General features: G+C 63.7%; 17 protein-coding genes. 13 read left to right on the forward strand and 4 right to left on the reverse strand.

Annotated elements, in window-relative coordinates; genetic code table 11:
- The first annotated feature begins 65 nt into the window (after positions 1–65).
- The 10 genes from M2432_RS01880 (at position 66) to M2432_RS01925 (ending at position 10,814) form a co-directional block, all read left to right on the forward strand.
- Entirely contained in the window at positions 66–890 is an 825-nt protein-coding gene (locus M2432_RS01880) for a CbbQ/NirQ/NorQ/GpvN family protein (protein WP_280825032.1), read from the forward strand.
- A gap of 144 nt (positions 891–1,034) precedes the next feature.
- Positions 1,035–2,147 carry an ABC transporter substrate-binding protein gene (locus M2432_RS01885; RefSeq protein WP_280825033.1) on the forward strand — a complete coding sequence of 371 codons (1,113 nt, stop codon included), beginning with the start codon at positions 1,035–1,037 and terminating at the stop codon, positions 2,145–2,147.
- Positions 2,148–2,149: 2 nt separating this feature from the next.
- Positions 2,150–3,256: a spirocyclase AveC family protein gene (locus M2432_RS01890; protein ID WP_280825034.1), complete on the forward strand. Its 1,107-nt coding sequence runs from the start codon at positions 2,150–2,152 to the stop codon at positions 3,254–3,256.
- Positions 3,246–4,163, forward strand: a complete 918-nt coding sequence (locus tag M2432_RS01895) for an SDR family oxidoreductase (protein ID WP_280825035.1) — start codon at positions 3,246–3,248, stop codon at positions 4,161–4,163. The genes M2432_RS01890 and M2432_RS01895 overlap by 11 nt, the downstream gene beginning before the upstream one ends.
- A complete protein-coding gene (locus M2432_RS01900) occupies positions 4,156–5,625 on the forward strand; it encodes an aldehyde dehydrogenase family protein (RefSeq protein WP_280825036.1) in 1,470 nt (489 codons plus the stop codon). The genes M2432_RS01895 and M2432_RS01900 overlap by 8 nt, the downstream gene beginning before the upstream one ends.
- A 17-nt stretch (positions 5,626–5,642) precedes the next feature.
- Positions 5,643–6,860 (forward strand): cytochrome P450, encoded by a 1,218-nt coding sequence (locus tag M2432_RS01905; RefSeq protein WP_280825037.1) that lies wholly within the window; start codon positions 5,643–5,645, stop codon positions 6,858–6,860.
- Positions 6,857–7,759: an SDR family NAD(P)-dependent oxidoreductase gene (locus tag M2432_RS01910; protein ID WP_280825038.1), complete on the forward strand. Its 903-nt coding sequence runs from the start codon at positions 6,857–6,859 to the stop codon at positions 7,757–7,759. The genes M2432_RS01905 and M2432_RS01910 overlap by 4 nt, the downstream gene beginning before the upstream one ends.
- Before the next feature lie 9 nt (positions 7,760–7,768).
- Entirely contained in the window at positions 7,769–9,025 is a 1,257-nt protein-coding gene (locus M2432_RS01915; RefSeq protein ID WP_280825039.1) for a cytochrome P450, read from the forward strand.
- Between the two features lie 97 nt (positions 9,026–9,122).
- Positions 9,123–9,908 carry a spirocyclase AveC family protein gene (locus M2432_RS01920; RefSeq protein WP_280825040.1) on the forward strand — a complete coding sequence of 262 codons (786 nt, stop codon included), beginning with the start codon at positions 9,123–9,125 and terminating at the stop codon, positions 9,906–9,908.
- Positions 9,909–9,935: 27 nt separating this feature from the next.
- Positions 9,936–10,814 (forward strand): mycofactocin-coupled SDR family oxidoreductase, encoded by an 879-nt coding sequence (locus tag M2432_RS01925; RefSeq protein ID WP_280825041.1) that lies wholly within the window; start codon positions 9,936–9,938, stop codon positions 10,812–10,814.
- 27 nt (positions 10,815–10,841) lie between these two features.
- Here the strand turns inward: M2432_RS01925 and M2432_RS01930 are convergent, their stop codons facing one another.
- On the reverse strand, positions 10,842–11,687 hold the full coding sequence (locus M2432_RS01930; RefSeq protein ID WP_280825042.1) for a helix-turn-helix transcriptional regulator: 846 nt from the start codon (positions 11,685–11,687) through the stop codon (positions 10,842–10,844).
- 25 nt (positions 11,688–11,712) lie between these two features.
- On the opposite strand from M2432_RS01930, the gene M2432_RS01935 reads away from it, so the two are divergent.
- Positions 11,713–12,975, forward strand: coding sequence for an amidohydrolase family protein (locus M2432_RS01935; protein WP_280825043.1), 1,263 nt, complete (start codon positions 11,713–11,715; stop codon positions 12,973–12,975).
- Between the two features lie 225 nt (positions 12,976–13,200).
- Positions 13,201–14,589, forward strand: coding sequence for an HNH endonuclease signature motif containing protein (locus M2432_RS01940; RefSeq protein WP_280825044.1), 1,389 nt, complete (start codon positions 13,201–13,203; stop codon positions 14,587–14,589).
- Positions 14,590–14,634: 45 nt separating this feature from the next.
- Here M2432_RS01940 and M2432_RS01945 read toward each other — a convergent pair whose 3' ends face one another.
- Positions 14,635–15,087: a TetR family transcriptional regulator gene (locus tag M2432_RS01945; RefSeq protein ID WP_280825045.1), complete on the reverse strand. Its 453-nt coding sequence runs from the start codon at positions 15,085–15,087 to the stop codon at positions 14,635–14,637.
- A 179-nt stretch (positions 15,088–15,266) separates the two neighbouring features.
- Between M2432_RS01945 and M2432_RS01950 the strand changes: the two genes are divergently transcribed.
- Complete coding sequence (locus tag M2432_RS01950; protein ID WP_280825046.1) at positions 15,267–16,868, forward strand: FAD-dependent oxidoreductase; 1,602 nt, start codon at positions 15,267–15,269, stop codon at positions 16,866–16,868.
- On the opposite strand, the gene M2432_RS01955 is transcribed toward M2432_RS01950, so the two are convergent.
- Together M2432_RS01955 and M2432_RS01960 are read right to left on the reverse strand one after the other, a co-directional pair.
- Positions 16,849–17,973 (reverse strand): acyl-CoA dehydrogenase family protein, encoded by a 1,125-nt coding sequence (locus M2432_RS01955; RefSeq protein WP_280825047.1) that lies wholly within the window; start codon positions 17,971–17,973, stop codon positions 16,849–16,851. The genes M2432_RS01950 and M2432_RS01955 overlap by 20 nt on opposite strands.
- Positions 17,974–19,206: an acyl-CoA dehydrogenase family protein gene (locus tag M2432_RS01960; RefSeq protein ID WP_280825048.1), complete on the reverse strand. Its 1,233-nt coding sequence runs from the start codon at positions 19,204–19,206 to the stop codon at positions 17,974–17,976. It abuts the gene before it with no gap.
- Positions 19,207–19,436 lie beyond the last annotated feature (230 nt).

Below are 19,436 nucleotides of genomic sequence, written 5' to 3' on the forward strand. Positions count from 1 at the left end.
CGATCGGCCCGCGGTGCGAGCTGCGGGGCACGGGATCGGTATCCGAATCTGAATCCGAGGACACAATGGACTTAGCCGGAGGCGCCCCTACGTTGACCATGCCATCGTCGACATCGCGCCCCTACTACGTATCGGTCGGACCGGAGGAAGCTGTTTTCAAAGCGGCCTTCCGGCAAGGACTGTCGGTCCTGCTGAAAGGTCCGACCGGGTGCGGCAAGACCCGCTTCGTCGAGGCCATGGCGCATGATCTAGGACGGCCGCTGATCAGCGTGGCCTGCCATGACGACCTCACCACGGCTGATTTGGTGGGCCGGTTCCTGTTGCGAGGTGGGGAGACCGAGTGGGTGGACGGGCCGCTGACCCGGGCGGTCCGGGAAGGCGCCATCTGCTATCTCGACGAGGTGGTGGAGGCGCGTCAGGACACCACCGTGGTGTTGCATCCACTCGGTGATCACCGCAGGCAGCTGCCCATCGAACGGCTGGGTATCACGCTGGACGCGGCACCTGGATTCTGTCTGGTGGTGTCCTACAACCCCGGTTATCAGAGCGTGCTCAAGGACCTGAAGGACTCGACGCGCCAGCGCATGGTTGCCATCGAATTCAGCTATCCGGCGCCTGATATCGAGCAGCGCATCGTGGCCACGGAGGCCGGGGTGTCAACGGCGGTGGCCGCTGAACTGGTGCAGTTCGGTCAGGTGGTGCGGCGACTGGAGAACAGCGGGCTGCGGGAGGTCGCCTCGACCCGGGTGCTGATCGCAGCCGGGCGGCTCATGGTGGAGGGGCTGTCGGCGCGTGAAGCCGCCCGAGCGGCCATCGCCGGCCCACTGACGGACGATCCCGTGGTTGCCCAGGGACTGTTCACCATGATCGACACATATTTGGCTCAATAATGTTGAGGGCAAATGATTGACCGCGCCGGGTCACGCTGGTTAGTGTCGGAACAAAAGTTAGGTTAACTGTCGGATCGCCATTGCGGCTCAGGTCGCTCACCGACAGTGAAGGTGCGATTTCCCATACTCACCGACGGAGGTCGAATGTCCTACGAAAGCAGTGCAGAACCGATCAAGATCGGTTACCTGATGGATTTCCGGCTGCCGGAGAACTATCCGCAGGAGCTGCGCGACGACCTGACCCGGCCCTTTGATCTGGTGTTCAAAAGGGGCGTCGAGCAGGGCGTGATCGATCGGCCCATCGAGATCATCTATCGCGAGGTGGAGGGCCTGCCGAAAGGCTCGGTGAAGGCCGTCATCGATGCCTATCAAGAACTCTGCGACGAGGGCTGTTTAGCGGTCATCGGTCCGCACATTACCGACAACGCGGTACCGACCGCCGAGGCCATCGCCGAGCGCTTCAAGGTGCCGGCGGTCAGCGTCACCGGTTCGGACGAACCGCTCAGCGAGTGGTTCTTCTCCTTCCCGCAGGGCTCCATGACCGACGAGCCGATCTTCTGGGCCGACCTGCTGGCCAAAGGCGGCCACACCGAGGTCGGCGTCATCAAGGAGAAGTCTCTGGTCGGCGAGAGCTACGCGAACAATTTCCGGGAAGCGTGCAAACACAAGGGGATTCGGATCACCGCAGAGGTATCCGTCGCCCAGACCGCTCAGGATGTCGGTGCTGCTGTGCAGACGTTGCATGAGGCGAAAGTCGACGCACTGGTGCACTGCGGGTTCGGGTTCGGCATCGTGTTCGTCAACCCCGCATTGGAGGCGCTGGGCTGGAACCCCCCGAAGTTCTGTGGCACCGCATTTCAGAACGCCTGGATCAACCCGATCATGTGGAACGCCTTCATGGGTTGGGTTGGCGTCGACCAGTACGACGAGGCAAACAAGGTCGGGCAGGACTTCCTCGACGACTATCAGACCGAGTACGGCCGCCGTCCGGAATGGTGTGTCGCCGTGGTCAACCGCGACATCGCGGCCACCCTGCTACGGGCGCTCGCAGACGCTCACCCGTTGAGTCCGCGTGGCGTCAAAGAGGCGCTCGAGCGGGTCAAGATGCTGCCGGCCGCCTCCGGTGCGCCAGGCACCCGGGTGTCTTTCGGCAACTGGACCCGCAGAGCTTGGATGGGAGCGGGCTATCTGGTGGCCAGAAAACTTGATCCCGACGGCGTCAATTCGCACCTGGTCGATCGATTCGGGGAGGCCTGACCATGTCCGTCACTGAAGACGAAAAGACCAGCAATACCACAAAAAAGCCGCCGATCGCGGCCATCTGTTGGATCGTCGCGGCGCTGGTGCTGCTGGGGCTGATCGCCTACCACGCCCGCCGTGGTGCCGTCTCGCCACGCATCCGCAATCCCGAGGTGACCGGGGCGCCACGGCCAGTGGACTTCCTGTTCGGGTTCACCCACTGGATCGACCTGTGGCAGATCTTCACCATCTTCACCGTGCCGGCCCTGATCATCGCTTGCATCATCGCCTGGCGCCGAAACCCGGGCAGTCCCATCGTGATGATGGCGGTGGTCACCACCGCTATTGTCTGGCAGGACCCGTACATGAACTGGTCCCCATATGCCGTATACAACCCCCAGTTGTGGCACTGGCCGGAGGACTGGCCGTGGGTTTCGTTGTCGCCCACCGTCGAACCGTTCGTGGTGATCGGTTACGTCATGTTCCAGTTCGGTCCGTACTTCCCGTCGGTGTGGATCCTGCGCAAGCTGCAGGCCCGTCGCCCGGCCGACGCTTTCGTGTCGCGTCATCCGCTGATCTGCCTGGCCGGGCTCATCTTCGTCATCGGATTCCTGTTCGACATGATGCTGGAACTGACGCTGGTACGCACCGGGCTGTACATCTACTCGCAGGTGATCCCGTTCGGGTCCATCTTCGTCGGCAGCACCTTCCAATTCCCGCTGATCTGGGAATCCGTGATGGTCACGTTCGTGATGATCCCGGCGGGCCTGTTGGTCTATCGCGACGACACCGGCAAGACGGTGGCCGAGAAACTCGCCCGGCGTGCGCGATTGTTCCCCAACAGGCCGCACTTGGGCACCTTCATCGTGATGTTCGTGTTCGTCAATGTCGCCTATTTCTGCTACGGCGCGGGCTACACGCTCATCAGAATGTCCGGAGCGGCCACCTCGGTCGCTTGCCCGTGGCCCTATCCCGAGGCGAAAATCTATGACCCACAGGGGTATTACGAAAAGAATGGAAAGCCTGGTCCCTATTCGGTGGGAATCATGTCCACGTTCATGAGCGGCCAACCGGACGGCCGTCCGAATGTTTCACTGCCAGCCGAGGGCGGCCGCTGTGCGCACTGAGCCGGGGGCGGCTGCTGCGGGTGCTGAGCCGCGCAGCGTCGTGATCACCGGTGCGTCTCGGGGATTGGGGTTCGCATCGGCTGTCCACCTGTATCGACACGGCTGGCAGGTGGTGGCCGCCATGCGGTCGGTCGACGACGGTCTGGCGCGGCTCCGGGCGGCGACAGGAGCTACCGCGGACGACAGCCGGCTCATCGGGGTGCAATTGGATCTGCAGGACTCCGACTCGATCGCGGCGGCCGCCAAGAGCATCCAGGAGGCCGTAGGCGCACCGCACGCGGTCGTCAACAACGCCGGTATCTCCGCCGCGGGCATGGTGGAAGAAAGCCCGATGGAGTTGTGGCACAGGATGTTTGCCACCCATCTCTTTGGCCCGGTGGAGCTGACCAAGGCGTTGTTGCCGGGGATGCGGGCAGCGGGGCGGGGACGGGTGGTGCTGACGTCCAGTGCCGGTGGCGTTCGTGGAATGCCGACCACGGCAGCGTATTCGTCGGTGAAGGGTGCGCTGGAACGCTGGGGCGAGGCCATGGCGAGTGAGATTGCACCGTTCGGACTCGGTGTGACCATCTTGGTGACCGGCACGTATGACACCGACATGATCACCGATGCCGGCACCACGGACGATCGGGATTTCACCGGTCCCTACGCCCGCCACCACGCGACGATCGACGGCCGCGGGCGGATGGCCATCAAGATCGCCCGCCCGCCTGCGGTATTCGCTGCCGGCCTGGCCAAGGCACTCGAATCCGACAAACCGTTCGTCAAGGTGGCGGTCGGCCCGGACGCCCGAATGCTGTTGGGAATCAACAGGGTTCTGCCGGCTGCCGCTATGCATCAGATGATCAGGCTGGTGATGGGACTGCCCAAACACGGCGCGCTGCGAACCAACGGAGGAAACCATGCCTGACACCTATGAGTCGCGGATGATGATCGACGGCAAGCTCGTCGACGGTCAGAACGGCACCTTCGTCAACATCAACCCGGCCACCGAGGAGGCGATCGGCGAGGTCGCCGACGCGTCGGCCGATGACATGCGTCGAGCGATCGATGCCGCCCGTCGGGCGTTCGACGAGACCGACTGGTCCACCAATCACCAGTTCCGCAAGCGGTGTCTGTTGCAACTGCAGGACGCGATCGAGTCCGAAAAGGAGGCGCTGCGTGAAGAACTCATCGCCGAGGCCGGATGTCCCCGCGCCATCACATTCGGTCCTCAGCTCGATGCACCGCTGTCCGATGGGCTCCGCCATCCAGCGGCCCTGATCGACAGCTACAACTGGGACACTGATCTGGGCGAAACCTTTGTCGCACTTACCGGTATGCAGACCACACGTCGGGTGTGGCGGGAGCCAGTGGGTGTGGTCGGTGCCATCGTGCCGTGGAACTTCCCGTTCGAGGTCAGCATCCACAAGTTGGGCCAGGCTCTCGGCGCGGGTAACACCGTGGTGCTCAAACCCGCACCGGACACCCCGTTCAATGCCACCAGGCTGGGTCGACTGATCGCCGAAAGGACCGACATCCCTGCGGGTGTGGTCAATGTGGTGACCGCCTCTGACCATATGGTGGGGGAGGAACTCACCCTCTCGCCGAAGGTGGATCTGATCTCGTTCACCGGATCGACGGTCGTCGGGAAGCGAATCATGGAGAAGGGCGCCGCCACCATGAAGCGGCTGTTCCTTGAGCTGGGTGGTAAGTCAGCCACCATCGTGCTTGACGACGCCGATTTCAACACGGCCTGCCTCATCGGCATCGCACCATGCATGCACGCCGGCCAAGGCTGCGCCAACCCGACCCGGATGCTATTGCCACGGTCGCGGTACGACGAAGGCGTGGCCATCCTCAAGGGCATCTACGACAACGTCGCGCCGGGTGATCCGCAGGACGGCGGAACACTCTGTGGTCCAGTCATTTCCGCCAAACAGCGCGACCGGGTGCGCGGTTACATCCAGAAGGGCATCGACGAGGGTGCGACCATGCTTGCCGGCGGTCTGGATGTGCCGGACGGGCTGGAACGTGGGTTCTTTGTCAAGCCAACGTTGTTCGTCGACGTCGACAACTCTATGACCATCGCGCAGGAGGAGATCTTCGGGCCGGTACTGACGGTCATTCCGTACGACGACGAGGACGATGCCGTGCGGATCGCCAATGATAGTCAGTACGGTCTGGCCGGCAACGTCATGGCCGGAACTCTCGAGCGCGCGCTGTCGGTGGCAAAACGGTTGCGGGCCGGATTCATTGGGCTCAACGGCGCAACCGGTTACGGAGCGGATGTGCCGTTCGGTGGTTACAAGGCCAGCGGCGTGGGTCGGCAGAACGGCACTGCCGGGTTCGACCAGTACACCGAGATAAAGTCCGTCGCTTACCCGGCCTGACCACGAAAGGACCAGCTGTGCAACTGTTTGACGACCTCGAGGATTTCGGCGCTTTCGACGACGTGGTGTCCGGCAACGTCCGTGACCCATACACGGAATTGGCCCGGATCCGCAGAGAAGAGCCGATCCAGCGCATCGACATGTCGGTGATGCCCGGTGAAGAAGGCAAGCCGGTGTTCATCGTGTATCGGCACGAGGACATCATCGAGATGCTGCGGGACAACGAGACCTATTCCTCGGCCATCGTCATTCAGGCGTTCGGTGATGTGCTGGGCCATCAGGTGATGCTCGGTATGGACGAACCCGAGCATGGCCGGCATCGCGCCCTAGTAGCGAAGGCGTTCTCGCAGAAGGCCATGGCCCGCTGGGAGGACGAGCTGATCAGCAAGGTCGGAAACGAGCTGATCGATCAGTTCGTCAGCCGCGGCTCGGCGGACCTGGTCAAGGAATTCACCTTCAACTATCCGGCTCGGATCATCTCTCGCTTGCTCGGCTTGCCACAGGAGGACTATCCGCAGTTTCAGCGATGGTCCATCTCGCTGCTGAGCTTCACGATGAACCCAGAGCGCGGCAAGGAAGCTTCGATAGCACTCAGGGACTACTTCGCCCCGATCCTTGCGGCCCGTCGGACCGAGCCTCAGGACGATCTGATCAGCAGTCTGGCGGTGGCCGAGATCGACGGCGAGCGGCTCAGTGACGAGGAGATTTATTCGTTCCTGCGGCTGCTGCTGCCTGCCGGCATCGAGACCACCTACCGTTCGCTGAGCAGCATGTTGTTCGCGTTGTTGACCCATCCGGAGCAACTGGCCGCGATCCGTGCCGATCGCTCGTTGATCCCGCAGGCCATCGAAGAGGCGGTGCGCTGGGAGGCGCCGCTTCTGACCATCACGCGGCAGACCACACGCGACACGGTGTTGGGCGGGGTGCCCATTCCGGCTGGTTGCTCGGTGATGCCGATGTTGGGCTCGGCCAACCGTCAGGACGACCGCTACCCAGATCCGGATGCGTTCGACATCTTCCGCGAGGCGCGCACCCCGATCTCCTGGGGTCACGGTGTACACGTATGTCTCGGAATGCATTTGGCGCGACTGGAGATGCGCACCGCGATCAACCTGCTTCTGGACCGGCTACCGAACCTGCGTCTGGACCCGGATGCCGGGGATCTGTACGTGCGCGGCCAGGTGTTCCGGTCTCCTGCGGCGTTGCCTGTGCTATTCGACCCGGTGGCGGAGTGACGGACTTGCGCTTCGATGACCGGGTCGCGGTGGTCACCGGGGCCGGCCGCGGTATCGGTCGCTGCCACGCAATGCTGTTGGCGGCCAAGGGTGCTCGGGTAGTGGTGGCGGACTACGGCGCAGATATCGACGGTGCTGGGGCGTCCCGGGGCCCGGCCGACGATGTGGTGGCCGAGATCCTGGCAGCCGGCGGGGAGGCGCTGGCCTGCTATGGCTCGGTGGCTGAGGAAGCAAGTGCGGCAGGCATTGTCGAAGCCGCCATGGACAGCTATGGCCGACTCGACGTTGTGGTGAACAACGCCGGCATCCACGACCCTGGACTGTTCACCGAACTGACCGTCGATCAGTACCGGGCGATGCTGGACGTGCACTTTTTCGGCACGCTGTATATGTGCCGGGCGGCGTGGCCGCAATTCGCCCGCGCCGGCTACGGGCGCGTCGTCAATACGGTGTCCGAGGCCATGCTGGGTGGTATCGCCGAACTGTCGAGCTATGGTTCGGCCAAAGGGGCGGTTCTCGGTCTCACGCGCAATCTGGCCACCGAGGGTCCGGCTCTCGGGATTCGGGTGAATGCCGTTGCACCACGGGCGTATACCAGGATGTCGGCGTCGCACTCGGAAAAGCTGTCGGAGCAGATGACGATCCCGGCGGATGTCATGGAACAGATCAATGCCAGCATGCCGCCGGAGATGTGTGCCCCCGCTGCGGCTTACCTTGCGCATGAATCGTGTGCAGTCAACGGTGAGATTCTGCGGACCGGTATGGGTTCAGTGGCCCGAATCGCCTTGGTGCAGTCCCAGGGACTGGTCAAGGAATCGCTCACCGCCGAAGACATCGCGGACAACATCGGCATGGTGATGGACCTGAACCACTCGTTTCCGGTGGAACTTCCGGGCTAAGGAGAGAACGTGACCGACTTCGACACCATTGATTTCTTCAGCGACCCATCGCTGGTGCCCGATCCCTACAGTTATTTCGACCACCTGCGTCACCGGTGCCCGGTGTTGCCCGGTACGCCCGAGGGAGTCATCTCGATCACGGGGCACGCCGAAGCGCTTGCGGCCTACAAGGATCCTGCGCTGTCCTCGGCCAACGCCGTGGTCGGGCCGTTCGCGCCGCTGCCGTTCGAACCCGAAGGCGACGACATCAGTGCGCTGCTGGAGCAGCATCGCGCCCAGATCCCGATGAGCGAGCACGTCGTCACCATGGACGCACCTGAGCACGGGCGCACGCGCGGATTGCTGAACAAGCTGCTGACGCCGAAAAGACTCAGTGAAAATGAGGATTTCATGTGGCGGCTGGCTGACCGGCAGCTCGATGAGTTCGTCGACAAGGGCCAATGCGAGTTCATGGAGGCCTACGCCAAGCCGTTCTCGATGTTGGTCATCGCCGATCTGCTGGGGGTGCCGTCCGAAGACCATGCCAAGTTCCGGGCGGTACTGGCCGACCAGATCGTTGGTTCGCTCGATGACGAACTTGCCCACAACCCGCTCATGTGGCTCGATGACAGGTTCCGGACCTACATCACCGAGCGGCGGGCCGAGCCGCGTGGTGACGTACTCACCGAGCTCGCGCAGGCCAAGTACGAAGACGGCTCGACACCGGACGTGGAACTCGTCGTCAAACTCGCAACGTTCCTGTTCGCGGCGGGTCAGGAGACCACCACCAAACTACTCAGTGCCGCGATGCGGGTGATCGGCGAGCAGCCAGAGATTCAGGATGCACTTCGCCAGGACCGCAAGTTGATCCCGGCCTTCCTCGAAGAAACTCTGCGGATGGAAAGCCCGGTGAAGAGCCATTTCCGGCTGGCGTCCCGTAGCACCACCATCGGCGAATGCCCGGTGCCCGCGGGTTCAACCGTCATGTTGATCCCCGGCGCTAGCAACCGCGATCCACGAAAATTCGAGGACCCCAACACTTTCCGAGTTGATAGACCGAACGTGCGCGAGCATGTGGCATTCGGCCGAGGCGCGCACTCGTGCCCTGGCGCGCCGCTGGCCCGCACCGAGGGCCGGATTTCGATGAACCGGATTCTGGATCGGATGACCGATATCCGGATCAACGAGTCCGAACACGGCCCGGCCGACGCGCGGCGTTATACCTATGAGCCGACCTTTGTGATGCGCGGTCTGACCGACCTGCACATCGAGTTCACGTCGGTGTGACGGATATGGGCGCGGTGATCATGCTCGGCACGTTGTTCGGGCTGATCGTCCTGATTTTCGGGCTGGTCTGGTACTTCGATCCGGAAGCACGCACCCGGTGAACACCGGGCTGTCCCCGTTGCTGCTGTGCGCGGTGGCATTCGGCTGGCTCGGCGGCCTGTCGTTTGCGGTGGCTGGGGTATACCTCAGTATCCGGCAGCGTCGGTTGCATCCCCTTCTGCTGCTGTGTATTTCAGCGATCTCCTTCTCCTGGATCGAGGCCCCGTATGACTGGGCGATGTACGCGCAGTTCCCGCCGGCGCTGCCCCGCATGCCGTCGTGGTGGCCGCTCAACATGACCTGGGGCGGTCTTCCTTCGTCGGTGCCGGTCGGTTACATGTCCTATTTCGTGTTGCCGGCGGTGGTCGGTGCCGGACTCGGTACGTGGTTGAGTGCGCGGTTGCACTGGCGGCGTCCATTCGCCCTGTTGTCGTCCGGTTTGGTAGTCGGGTTCTGCTGGGCGTTGTTCTTCAACGCCTTCATCGGAGCCCGCGTCGGGGTCTTCCACTACGGCTACGTGATCCCCGGGCTGGCTCTGTTCGAGGGCAGCAAGTATCAGTACCCCATCTACGATGCGCTGGCGATGGGTGTGCAGATGATGGTCTTCACCTACTTGCTGGGGCGCACAGATGACCAGGGCCGCAACGTCATAGAGATGTGGGCCGACAAGTACTCGAAGTCCCGGCTGCAGTCGACCTTGCTTTCCATAGTGGCCGCTGTCGTGCTCGGAAATCTCTTGTACGGAGCGGTTTTTGCGCCCCACCTCGCCACCAAGCTCGGCGGCTGGGTTACTGCCGGACCAACCGAACAGCTGTACGCAGGGGTGCCGAACCAGCCCCGGTGAATCAACCACTCAACGATCGGAGGACACATGACAGGAAAGCTCGAAGGCAAAGTCGCATTCATCACCGGCGCCGCGCGTGGACAGGGTCGCGCGCATGCCGTCGCCATGGCCAAAGAAGGCGCTGACATCATTGCGCTCGATATCTGCCGCAATATCGATTCCAATCCATATCCCCTTGCCACGCAGGATGATCTGGCGGAGACCGAACGCATGATCAAGGGCCTCGGTCGCCGGGTCGTCGCACGTGTCGCCGATGTGCGCGAACGCCACGAGATCCGGGAGGCGGTCGAAGCGGGGCTCGCTGATCTGGGCCGGATCGACATCGTGGTTGCGAACGCCGGCATTCTGCCGATGGCCATGGGAAAGCCCGATCCGATGCAATTCGTCGACGCCTCCGACGTCGACCTGTTGGGCGTAATGAACACCGTCGCGGTGACCATTCCGCACCTGCCAGACGGGGCTTCGATCATCGTCACAGGGTCGACAGCAGGAATGATCCGGGGCACCACCGACAACCCGAACATGGGCCCCGGCGGTGCTGGCTACGGCTGGAGCAAGCGCATCGTGATGGAGTACGTCGACGAGATGTGTCTGCACCTGGCGCCCAGGATGATTCGCGTCAACGCCATCCACCCGACCAACTGCAATACCCACCTGTTGCAGAACGACGGCATGTACAGCATGTTCCGGCCTGACCTGACCAACGAGGGCAAGAAGGCCACCCGCGAGGACGCCGAGCCGCTGTTCACCATCTTCCAGGCCATGCCCATCCCGTACATCGAGCCCGAGGACATGGCGAACCTGGGGGTGTTCCTGGCCAGCGACGACAGTCGTTACATCACGGGCCAGCACATTCGGGTGGATGGCGGTTCATTGTTGAAGTGGCCCAACGGTCCCGGCCGCTGAGCACCCATCAGCGGGGCGCCGTCTGCCTCAACTCACAGCGCGGCGCCGGTAATTCGACGGCGTCTCGCCGCAGAACTGGGTGAAGCACCGGGTGAATGCGCTCAGGCTGTCGAACCCGACCGCGGTCGCGGTGGCCTGAACGGATTGTTCGGGCGAGGTCAGCAGCGCCATTCCGCGCAGCATGCGGGCGTTGAGAAGGTATGTGCGCCAGGATAATCCGATCTGATCGTGGAAAAGCCGGCGCAGCGTCCGCTCTGAGACCGAGACGGTGCGGCTGACGTCTTCGGCAGTCACCGAGTCCAGATGCTCTTTGGTGTAGGTCATGGCGGCCGCCACGATCGGATGCTCCGAGGTCGGAAGGCTCAGTGGCGCTTCATGATCCAGCGCTTCTGTGACCAGGTGAGCCAGGGTTCGGAAGAACCCGTCGGACACCTTCTCATCGTCGGCGGTTCCTTGGCCTCGGTCGATGGGCCAGCGCAACGCATAGATCATCATTTCGCGGATCAGCGGCGACACTGCGATGATCCGGGCCCGGTCCGCTCGGTCTGGGATCAGTTCGGGATCGAACATCACCGCGACGGTCTTCACATCCGGGTTCATCACGGCCTGATGTTGCAGGCCGGCTGGAATCCAGGCGGCCTGCTGCGGCGGCAGTAGGTAGTGTGCGGCGTCGGTTTCGACCTCGACCAGGCCGTGCAGCGCGTACTCGATCTGGTGCACTTCGTGGCTGTGCCAGCCGGTGATCAACCCTGAACCCTCGTACAGGTAGCTGCCCGCGAGCGCCTGGCCGCCGCGGCGCAGCTCGATCACCGGCCGGTCAGGCAACTTGGCCGAAGGAGTCAAACCTCTGTCCGAAAGTGCAGAGACGGTCACGCTTGTAGACGGTACTACTTGAGGTATGCAGACCGACGACCTGATCCTGGTGAGCATTGACGACCACGTCGTAGAGCCTCCCGACATGTTCCTCAACCATGTGCCAGAGAAGTACAAGCCCGAGGCGCCGATCGTGGTGACCGATGAAAAGGGCGTCGATCAGTGGATGTACCAGGGCCGTCCGCAGGGCGTCAGCGGCCTCAACGCCGTGGTGTCGTGGCCTGCAGAGGAGTGGGGTCGTGACCCCGCCGGCTTCGCCGAGATGCGCCCCGGCGTCTACGACGTGCACGAGCGCGTCCGCGACATGAATCGCAACGGCATCCTCGCCTCGATGTGCTTCCCGACCTTCACCGGCTTCTCCGCGCGCCACCTCAACATGACGCGCGAGGACGTAACGCTGGTGATGGTGTCGGCCTACAACGACTGGCACATCGACGAGTGGGCGGGCAGCTACCCGGATCGATTCATTCCGATCGCCATCCTGCCGACCTGGAATCCCGAGGGGATGTGCAAGGAGATCCGCCGAGTCGCCGCCAAGGGGTGTCGCGCGGTCACCATGCCCGAGCTGCCGCACCTCGAGGGTCTGCCGAGCTACCACGACGAGGATTACTGGGGTCCGGTGTTCCGGACGCTGTCTGAGGAGAACGTGGTGATGTGTCTGCACATCGGCACCGGCTTCGGGGCTATCAGCATGGCGCCTAACGCGCCGATCGACAACATGATCATCCTGGCTACTCAGGTTTCGGCGATGTGTGCCCAGGACCTGCTGTGGGGCCCGGCGATGCGCAACTACCCGGACCTGAAGTTCGCCTTCTCCGAAGGTGGAATCGGTTGGATTCCTTTCTATTTGGATCGCAGCGACCGGCACTACACCAACCAGAAGTGGCTGCGCCGGGACTTCGGTGACAAGCTGCCCTCGGACGTGTTCCGCGAGCACTCGCTGGCGTGCTACGTGACCGACAAGACCTCGCTGAAGCTGCGTCACGAGATCGGTATCGACATCATCGCCTGGGAGTGCGACTACCCGCACTCGGACTGCTTCTGGCCCGACGCTCCCGAGCAGGTGCTGGCCGAGCTGAATGCCGCTGGCGCAAGCGATTCCGACATCAACAAAATCACCTGGCAGAACGCCTGCAACTTCTTCTCGTGGGATCCGTTCGCCCGCACGCCGCGCGAGCAGGCCAACGTCAAGGCGCTGCGCGCCAAGGGTGCCGACGTCGACACCACCATCCGCCCGCGTGCGGAATGGGCCCGGATGTACAAGCAGAAGAACCTGAGCCGCGCCTGATCGCATCGGGCCGAACGGAGTGATCGGAAGCCCCGTTCTTGTGGGTGGCACTAGGGCCACGCAGGAACGGGGCCGGCCGATCCCATGCGCGGCGTCGGGCTCTGTTGGGCGCTGACGCGCCTCGGCGCGAAAAACATTGGTCACTTTGTTTGCGCTGGTCACGGTAGGTAACTGGCGTCACATCCAGTGCCGATTCTTGTCGGTGATTCGAACTAGTGTTCGAGTATGACCATCGACCGGGCCGCGATCGAGGAGGCCTACGCCGAACTCGAAACCCTGCACGCGCGGCTCGCCGCCTTCGACTACACCGGGCTCTCCGTCCCGGACCTGCTGGAGTTGCAGTCCCGCCGCGAAACCCTGGCGTCCTCGGTGCCTGTGGTCGACCACCAGATTCTGGCCGCGCTGCAGGCCCAGACCACCCCGACAGCGATCGGCGCCAAAAACTGGGCTGACGTCCTCGCCATCCGGCTACGGATCAGCCGCGAGGAGGCCCGTCGTCGGGTCCGCGATGCGGAGAACCTCGGCCCACGGATAGGGCTGACCGGCGAGCCACTGCCGGCGCTATGGGAGCACGCGGCCGCGGCGCAGGCCGATGGCGAGATCAACACCGACCACGTCAAAGCAATCGGTCACTTCCTCACCAACCTGCCCAACTGGGTCGACCCCACCACCGCCGTCCAATGTGAACAGACCCTGATCGCCGGGGCCCGGCATCAAACCCCCGAAGAACTCCGCCAAGCCGCCAACCAACTGCGCTACCTGCTCGATCAGGACGGCCCCGAACCCGACGACCGTGAACGCGCCCGCCGCCGCGGCGTCACAATCGCCAAACAACAACCCGACGGGATGTCCCGCATCGAGGGCTGGCTCGACCCACAAGCCCGCGCCACGCTCGATGCCGTCCTAGCCAAATGGGCCGCCCCCGGCATGGCCAACCCCAACGACCCCACACCCTGCACCACCGGCACCCCGAGCCAAGCCCAGATCGACGGCGACACCCGAAGCGGGGCCCAACGCAACCACGACGCCCTCACACTGCTCGCCCGTCACGCCCTCACCTCGGGACAGCTGGGGGAACACAACGGGCTGCCAGTCTCGGTGATCATCACCACCACCCTGCAAGAACTGCAGGCGGGCGCCGGGATCGCGGTCACCGCCACCGGCACCAAACTCCCTATCGGCGACTTGATCCGGATGGCCACCCACGCCCACCACTACCTCGCGATCTTCGACAAACACACTGCGGTGCCGCTGTATCTCGGACGGACCCGCCGCACCGCCTCACCGGGACAGCGGTTGATGCTGTTCGCCCGCGACCGTGGCTGCACCCGCCCCGGCTGCACCGAGCCGGCCGACCGTTGCCAAGCCCACCACGCCACCTGCGACTGGCAACACGGCGGCACCACCGACATCACCGACCTCACGCTTGCTTGCGGCCCCGACAACCGGCTCGCCGACGCCGGCGGCTGGCACACCACCATGAAAAACGGCCGCGCCCACTGGACCCCACCACCACTACTCGACGTCGGCCAACCCCGCACCAACCAATACCACCACCCGAGCCTGTACCCACCCGAAAACGAAGGCGACGAAACAAACAGTCCGGCAACATAATTCACCGGAACTCGGGCAGCAACTGTGGTTGGTCAGTTGCCGGCGTCAGCTCGTCAATACCAGCGAAACCATGGTGTCGAGGCGGGCGAGTGCGGTCTCGTAGTCCAGCGCCTCCGTCTGGGTCTGCACGAGCGCGCCCCAGAAGATGGTTTCCAATGTGGTGACGACCTCAGGCCAGGCGCCGGTGCCCAGCGCCGCGGTAACCCGACGGTGCATCTCAGCGCCGATCCGGGAACGGACATGCGCGACCGGATCGTCTGGGCTGAGCAGCGCCCGCGTGCAGGCTGCGGCGAGTCGCGGTTCGTCGGTGAGGATTCGCATCGCGGAGGCCAGTTGTTCGACGACGCGCCGGTGGTCGGGCAACAACGGATCGATAGTCAGCGGAAGCTCTGATAGCTGCTTCAAGTAGCGCTCGGCGAGGGCGGCGTCGTTGGGCGGGCTGGACGCGAGCAAACCCGATGGCTTGGCGCACGTGTACGCAGCCGTCGTTCTGGACATGTGTCCAGAGTAGCGACGGCGGGGGTAGGCTGGCAATAGTTCCCCAAAAAGCCGGTGTAACTGGTTATTTACTGTTCGCGCCAGGGTTACGGCAATGGTCCTGTCTGTAAATCCAATGTGTTCACCTAGGTATAGTGGACAAGTGTCCAGTATGGTGCGATACCGCGGAAGGGAGACCCATGACCTACGTCATCACGCAAAACTGCTGCAAGGACGCCAGCTGTGTTCCAGTGTGTCCAGTCGACTGCATTCGTCCTGTCGCTGTGGACGGTGCGGGCGACGCGGCGACAATGCTGTTCATCGACCCAGATACCTGCATCGACTGCGGAGCGTGCTTCGACGAATGTCCGGTCGACGCGATCTACTACGACGAGGACCTTCCTCCGCACCTGGAGCGTTTCAAGGACCTCAATGCCGACTACTTCGCCCAGTACCCCCTGCAGCGCGACTACACCCCGGAGCCGGCGTCTCGCCCGGGTGTTGCTCATGGTGCGCTGAGGGTGGCGATCGTCGGGGCCGGTCCGGCGGCCTGTTATACCGCGGCCGAGTTGGTCGACATCGATGGCGTGGAAGTTGAAGTGTTCGAACGACTCCCAACTCCATTCGGGTTGATTCGGGCCGGCGTGGCGCCAGATCACCAGCACACCAAGGCCGTGACGGGAATCTTCGAATCCACGCTGGCAAGCGATCGGCTCGGCTTCCATCTGAATGTCGAAGTGGGCAAAGATATTTCGCACGACGAACTGATGTCTGCCCATCACGCCGTCGTCTACGCGGTCGGGGCCCCGGACGGTAAAACGCCCGGCCTGCCCGGTGAGCAGCTAGCGGGATGCCACCCTGCCGCGGACTTTGTCGGTTGGTACAACGGACACCCCGACCACGCCGGGCACCACTTCGATCTGACCGGTCGTCGTGCGGTGATAGTCGGCAACGGCAACGTCGCACTGGACGTCGCCCGCGTCTTGCTGCTGGGGCCACAGGCACTGTCCGACACCGATATCGCCACGCACACCCTGGATGCGTTGGAGTACAGCACTATTGACGAAGTAGTGGTCTTGGCCCGTCGTGGGCTGGCCGACGCTGCCTTCTCGGTGGGGGAGTTCCTGGCGCTCGGTCATCTGCCGGGCGTCGACGTGATCATCGAGGGTGAACCGCTCGATGCGCCCGCTGATTGCGAATCGAACCATGACGCCGAGACCGCACACAAGATCGACCTGGCGCACGAGTACGCGCGACGCGAAACTACCCCCGGCAACAAGCGGATCGTATTCAAATTTCATTCGACGCCCGCGGAAGTACTCGGAACCGACCATGTCGTTGCCCTGCGACTGGACGCTGGCGAGCAGCTCGACACGTCAATGGTGTTGTGGTCCATCGGATATCGAGGGGTTCCAATCGACGGCATCCCGTTCGATGCCGCCAGCGGCGTGGTGCCCAACGAGCAGGGCCGCGTCGTCGACGCCTGCGGTGGGCCGGTTCCGGGCGTGTATGTCACCGGATGGGCCAAGCGCGGGCCGCGCGGCGTGATCGGAACCAACCGGGTGTGTGCCGAGCAGACTGTCGCAGCGCTATGGGACGACTACACCGCCGGCAAGCTGGACCGCCCTGTAGCCCAACGGGAATCGCTGCGCACCTTGCTTACCGAACGTGGAGTGACAGCCGTCGACTGGGAAGGCTGGCGGGCCATCGACACCGCTGAACGGGCTCGCGGTGCCGAGGCCGGCCGGCCTCGGGTGAAGCTGATTGCGCGGGACGTGCTGGTCAGTGCCGCTCGCGGGTGAGCTTGGCGTACCGGGTCACGTGGTAGTCGGTTGAGCCGTACTCGTACTGAACGGCGGTGAGCCGCTTGAAGTAATGGCCGATGGCGAGTTCTTCGGTCATGCCCATGCCGCCGTGCAACTGAACCGCATTCTGGCCGATGAACCGCGCGGCCCGGCCAATGGTCGCCTTGGCTGCCGAAACGGCCCAGGCGCGGGTGTGCGCGTCTGCGGTGAGGTTCAACGTCGCAAGGTACACCGCCGACACGGACTGCTCGAGTTCCATGTGCATGTCGACCATGCGATGCTGCAGCGCCTGGAAACTGCCGATGGGCTGGCCGAACTGCTGACGTTGCTTGGCGTATTCGACGGTGTCCGCCAGCACCTTTCGCATGTTCCCGACCGCCTCGGCGCACACGGCTGCGGCGCCCTGGTCACGGGCCTGCGCGATCGACGGCCACGCCTGGCCCTCGGCTCCCAGCAACGCGCCGCCGGGCAACCGCAGCCCCTGCAACTCGATATCCGCGGCACGCCGGTCGTCGACGGTCCGGTAGCCGTGCATGGCCAGCCCGGGTGCGGTGGCGTCAGCCAGGAACAACGAGATGCCGCTGTCGGTCCGTGCAGTGATCAGCAGGTGAGTTGCCAGAGGGGCGTTGACCACCATGATCTTGCTGCCGATGAGGATCCAGTCGTCGCCCTCCCGAGTGGCGGTGGTCTGGACAATCTTCCACCGGTCGCCGGATTGTGCTTCCGCTGCGGCGATCGCGACAACGGCTGTGCCCGAGGCGATCTTCTCGAGAACCGCGTTGGCTGCTGTGTTGTCGGCACGTAGCAGCAGACCGGCCCCCACCACTGCAGTGTCAACGTAGGGTTCGATGACCAGTGCGTGACCGAGGGCTTCGGCGATCAGCATCACTTCCACCGGTCCGCCGCCGATGCCACCCACCGACTCGGGCAGCGCGGCGCCGAGGATGCCGAGTTCGTCGGCGAATGACTGCCAGATCACTGGCTGCCAACCGGGTCCAGTCTTGGCCGCGGCCCGGCTGGTTTCCAGGTCATAGCGGCTCGACAGGAACTTGGACAAACCGTCCCGCAGCAGTTCCTGTTCGTCCGAAAGCGTGAAGTCCATCTACAGCCCCAGTTCTGCCTTGGCGAGGATATTGCGTTGAATCTCGTTGCTGCCCGCGTAGATTGACCCGGCGCGGTCGTTGAAGTAGCGCAGCGGTGCCACCGCCTGCCATGGCTCACCGCTCACGTAACCGTCTGGGGGAGGCGAGAATTCGGCGACCGGGCCACCAGGTCGGGCGGCATGTGGTTGGTAGGCGCGGCCACGTGGCCCCGCTGCCTCCATGGCCAATTCCGTCAGGGTCTGGCTCAATTCGGTGGACAGCACCTTGAGCATCGACGACGCTGCGCCGGGATGGCCGCCGTCGGATAGCGCCGCCAGCACGCGGTACTCCAATATCTCCAGCACGTCGGTACGGATGCGGGCGTCGGCCAGTTTGCGCGAGAACGCGGCATCGTCGATGAGCAGGCCACCGTCCGGACCAGGTGCGGCAGTGGCCGCTGAGGCGATCTCATCGGCCAGAACCTGTAGGGCCGGTGCGTTAGCGCCGCCGCCCCGCTCGAACTCCAGCAGGTATTTGGCGACGGTCCAGCCGTCATCGATCTGGCCGATCACGTTGGCCTTGGGTACCCGCACCTCATCGAAGAAGACCTGGTTCTGGACTTCTTCGCCGGATGTCATCACCAGCGGGCGAATCTGGATGCCCGGTGTGGTCATGTCGATCAGGATGAATGTGATGCCCTGCTGCTTCTTGCCTGACCGCGTGGTTCGCACCAGCGCGAACATCCAGTTGGCCTCGGTGGCGTGGGTGGTCCAGATCTTGCTGCCGGTGCACACCAGATCGTCGCCGTCGGATACGGCTGCCATCGACAACGCGGCCAGGTCCGAACCGGCTTCGGGTTCAGAGTAGCCCTGGCAGAAGAACACCTCGCCGGTCAGGATGCGCGGCAGGAAATAGGCCTTCTGTTCGTCGGTGCCGAACGCGATGATCGCGTGCGCAACCATACGAATGCCCATGGGGGACAAGGAAGGAGCCCCGGCCAGGGTTGACTCCCTGCTGAAGATGTAGTGCTGTGTCAGACTCCAGTCGCAGCCGCCGTGCTCGACGGGCCAAGCCGGCGCGGCCCAGCCCCGCTCGTGCAGGATGCGTTGCCACTCCAGGCTGGCTTCATGATCGCTGTACACACTGGTCATCAGACGCCCGGCTTGTTGGATGTCCGGTGTCAGGTTGTCCCGTAGAAATACGCGCACCTCGTCGCGGAATTCCAGGTCGCTGGCTGACCAGGTCAGATCCATAAAGCGGTCCCCTCCGTAGCTCGGCCTTGGCGGTAGCTTAGCAGCAAGAGGGTAAACCTAGTTAGCGAAGTGGATGACGTGTCTACCCGGCGATGAGCCAGCGCTCCAGTGCCGGTGAGGGCGGCGACGAATGCGTCCGCGGTCTTGCTCCGGCGGCCGCCCGTACGCATGTAAAGTTGCTCCGAGCAGCGACAACAGACCCGCAGCGGTGGGCCTGTTGTCATTCGCTG

The organism is Mycobacterium sp. OTB74, from assembly GCF_029892685.1.
GTDB lineage: Bacteria > Actinomycetota > Actinomycetes > Mycobacteriales > Mycobacteriaceae > Mycobacterium.